The following is a 3,642-nucleotide window of genomic DNA, read 5'->3' on the forward strand; positions in this document are numbered from 1 at the left end:
GAGGCTAGTCCGTCACCAGCTATTCCTGCAACAATTCGGCGGGGGGCAGATCAAGAAAGCCCTCCCTGCCATCAGAGAGCTTGCAAGAGACATAAGACGTCGGATTGCAGAGGGTAACGCCACAGACTTCGCCATGGCCCGTATGACAGCGCTACAGGGCGAACTACGTTTCATCGCCGCAGACCATGCAGGCCAGATACAGCAGCAACTAGACCTCGAGGACTTCGCGGTTCAGGAAGTGCAGTTTGCCCAGCAACTCCTGGGCGCGTCGGTGACGGTGGATCTTGCTGAAGGAATAACACCAGAGATGGCGAGGGCAATAACTACGCGCAGACAGATTCAGCTAGTTAGCGGCAAGGAGATCATCAGGAAGACTATCCCTCAGATGTGGGACGACTTCGCCGGATCTGTCGCCCTTGATTCACGCCGAGTTGTCGAGAAAGGCATCCTTGAGGGTCGAACACACAAGCAGATGAGCAGGGATGTGGCCGAGCTAGTGTCAACCAGAAGCCGCAGGCAAGCGGGTACGGTAATAAGGACGGCGGTGAATAGCATCGGGACGGCGGCACGAGAAGACGTGTACAAGCAGAATGCCGACATACTTGAGGGCGAGCGATTCTTGTCAGTGCTCGATTCAAGGACGACAATGACGTGTGCTGGATTCGATCAGGAAGTTTTCGGCCTCGGACTAGGCCCGAAGCCGGCATTACACTTTGGGTGCCGCTCGATCAGGGTTCCTCTTGTAAAGGAAGCCTTCAGGGTTGGCATCAAAGGCGAACGCGCAAGCTTCCAAGGGCCTGTATCTAATCAAACGACGTATGGCGGTTTCTTGAAAGGCCAATCCAAGGCATTCCAAGCCGAGGTACTAGGCGAGAAGCGGGCCGGACTATTCCGCAGCGGAAAGCTAAAGATCGAACAATTTACAGATGATGAAGGCAGAGTGCTGGACCTGGATGAATTGGCCAGCAAGTGGCAACTAACGATGGGATAACGGCGGCTTTGCAAATGCAGAGCTTTACATGTAGGCTCACAGGGGTGAGTCTTAAACTACGAACGGGGTTCGTACAATGGCACTGCAATTCAAGATCAGCAAAGAAGACCACGAAGCACTAGACGAAGGTCAGAAGGCGCTTTATGCAGAAGCAGGCGATGGCTTCCAGCTTGAAGTCGAGGGACTCGACGACAATAAGGAGTTGAAAGAAGCCTTGCGGAAAGAGCGCGAAGAACGGGCGGCGGCAAAAAAGCGCACTCAAGAGCTAGAGACAGCAGCAGAGCAGAAAGAGCGCGAACGACTAGAGGCGCAAGAGGAATACCAGAGCCTCTACCAGAAAGAAAAGGAAGCCAGGGCCGCAGCCGAGAAGAAATCTCAGGAGTCAGACGACAAGTTGGCAACCAGCATGAGATTGACGGCGGCAGAGCGTATCGTGGCACCTCTCATCGATCGGAGTGTTACCAACGGCGCTGACCGGTATGAAGACCTACGAGAAAAGGCATCTAAATTCATCTCACATACACCGGAAGGTCTGAAGATCAACGGACCAGATGGTGAATCATGGGATGAAAAACAGCTATCCAAACACATTTCCACTAAATACCCGTGGATAGTGGATGGCAGCAAGGCGAGTGGGGGCGGGGCTCCTGGCTCTAATGGCGGCGGGGCCGCAAACAAGTCAATCTCCCGTGCCGACTTTGATGGGATGTCACACCCTCAGCGTGCGACATACTTCAAGGAAGGCGGAAAAATATCAGACGAGTAAGGAGCCATCATCATGGCTAACGTACTAAACGACCTCGCCGCCGACATCTACACAGCGGCGGACATTGTAGGCCGAGAGCTTACCGGCGGTGCATCCTCTGTGATGATCAACGCCAATGGGTCAGAGCGTGTCGCACTGGATGACGTAGTGCGGTCACACTTCACCCGGCAGGCTACCTCGGCCGGCATTTCGCCGAGCATGACAATTCCTGAAGGCACCGACCAGACAGTCGATAGCAAGACGCTCTCTATCTCCAAAGCCAAGGGCGTGCAAATTCCCTGGACTGGCGAGGATATGCGGCACGTCAATAACGGCGCTGGGTTCGAGACCATTTATGGTGATCAGATCCGCCAGGCGATGCGCACTCTGACGAATGAGATCGAAGTCGACATCATGACCGAGGCATATCAGAACGCCTCTCGTGCTGTCGGCACCGCCGGGACCACTCCCTTCTCTGGGGACTTCGACCTCGTGGCGGAGGCGCGTCAAATCTTAGTAGATAACGGCGCACCGATGGACGGCATGTCAACCATGGTGCTCAACACCCTGGCAGGGACCAACCTTCGCAACCTGGCACGGCTTCAAAGGGCTAACGAGGCTGGCGGCACTGACGTACTGCGTCAAGGCGTCCTTCTGGACCTTCAGGGTATCGCAATGAAGGAATCGGCAGGCGTTCAGGCGCATACGAAGGGCACGACAACTGGCGTTACTGTTACTGCGCTAACCGCTGTTGGTTCCACCTCAATCGGCGTGACTACTAGCGCGGGTGGTTCTGTGGGCCTGACGGCTGGTGACATCTTAGCGATTGCGGGCGACAGCAATAAATACGTTGTTGCGGAAGACGTGACAGTCGGCGCGAGCACTACCGGCGTTATTACGATTGCGGATCCCGGCCTTCGCGAAGCAGCTTCTTCTTCGTCCGCTGTTACGGTTGGCAACAGCTACACAGGCAACGTGGCATGGCACCGCAATTCCCTGGAGCTTGCAATGCGTGCACCCGCTGTACCGCAGGGCGGCGATACCGCAGACGATGCGATGATCATCCAAGACCCTAACTCTGGTCTTGTGTATGAGATCCGCACGTATAAGGGCTACCGGAAGGCAATGTTCGAGGTCGCTGCGACCTGGGGCACGAAAGCCTGGAAGTCTGACTTTATCGCTGCCATTCTCGGCTGATAAAAGGGCGGCCTTCGGGTCGTCCTATCTTCTGGAGGATATATGTCAACGGGACGCAAGACCGCCGGAAAACCGGCACAGACAAGCAAGACAAAGTCCGGCAAGATGAGACGCGCGGATGGAAAAACAGCGGATGTCCACCCCGACATGGTTGAAGACTTCCGCAAAGGCGGCTATCGGGAGACGTAAATGGCGATCGTGATCGAAGACGGGTCCATTGTTAGCGGGGCGAACAGTTACGCCAGCGAGGCCGATCTGCAAGCCTACGCTGATGCACGAGGCGTGATCATCGCTGGGCTGGCTGTTGAAGACCTGATAAAGGCGATGGACTACCTGGAAGTGCAGCCGTTTATCGGCCTAAAGGCCACCCAGGGGCAGCCGCTACAGTGGCCGCGTGATGGCGTCGTGATAGATGGATGGTCCTATACATCCACCAACCTGCCGGACGAGCTGAAGGAGGCTCAGCTGGTCATTGCCATGGGCATCGACCAGGGTCTCGACCCGCTCGCCAACATCGACCCGGCGCTCAAGCGCAAGCGCGTGAAGGCGGGGAGTGTCGAGAGCGAAAAGGAGTATCAGGACGGGGCCCCCGCTAGAGCCGTCAGCGTTGCCATTAGTCGCGCACTGGCCAAGCTAGTCGCGGCAGGCGGCGGTTCGAATTTCGCTGTAACTCGGGGGTAATATGGGACTGCGTGACGATATCCAAACC

4 protein-coding genes are annotated in these 3,642 nt (G+C 56.2%); all 4 read left to right on the forward strand.

Going from position 1 to position 3,642, the window contains the following annotated elements:
• A partial coding sequence (locus ACESMD_RS10425; protein ID WP_372612892.1) for a phage minor head protein occupies positions 1-991 on the forward strand: 991 nt, incomplete at its 5' end.
• 76 nt (positions 992-1,067) lie between these two features.
• Positions 1,068-1,757: a hypothetical protein gene (locus ACESMD_RS10430; protein ID WP_372612894.1), complete on the forward strand. Its 690-nt coding sequence runs from the start codon at positions 1,068-1,070 to the stop codon at positions 1,755-1,757.
• A 12-nt stretch (positions 1,758-1,769) separates the two neighbouring features.
• Positions 1,770-2,933 carry a P22 phage major capsid protein family protein gene (locus ACESMD_RS10435; RefSeq protein ID WP_372612896.1) on the forward strand — a complete coding sequence of 388 codons (1,164 nt, stop codon included), beginning with the start codon at positions 1,770-1,772 and terminating at the stop codon, positions 2,931-2,933.
• Between the two features lie 189 nt (positions 2,934-3,122).
• The gene (locus ACESMD_RS10440; protein WP_372612898.1) at positions 3,123-3,614 is read left to right on the forward strand and encodes a DnaT-like ssDNA-binding protein; all 492 of its coding nucleotides are present in this window, start codon (positions 3,123-3,125) and stop codon (positions 3,612-3,614) included.
• Positions 3,615-3,642: the final 28 nt, after the last annotated feature.

This window comes from Halomonas sp. (genome assembly GCF_041689495.1).
Classification (GTDB): domain Bacteria; phylum Pseudomonadota; class Gammaproteobacteria; order Pseudomonadales; family Halomonadaceae; genus Halomonas.

Excerpts from the sequence above, each read along its gene's own strand:
- ACESMD_RS10430 (WP_372612894.1), top strand. The coding sequence starts at position 1,068 with ATGGCACTGCAATTCAAGATCAGCAAAGAAGACCACGAAGCACTAGAC.
- ACESMD_RS10440 (WP_372612898.1), top strand. The coding sequence starts at position 3,123 with ATGGCGATCGTGATCGAAGACGGGTCCATTGTTAGCGGGGCGAACAGT.
- ACESMD_RS10435 (WP_372612896.1), top strand. The coding sequence starts at position 1,770 with ATGGCTAACGTACTAAACGACCTCGCCGCCGACATCTACACAGCGGCG.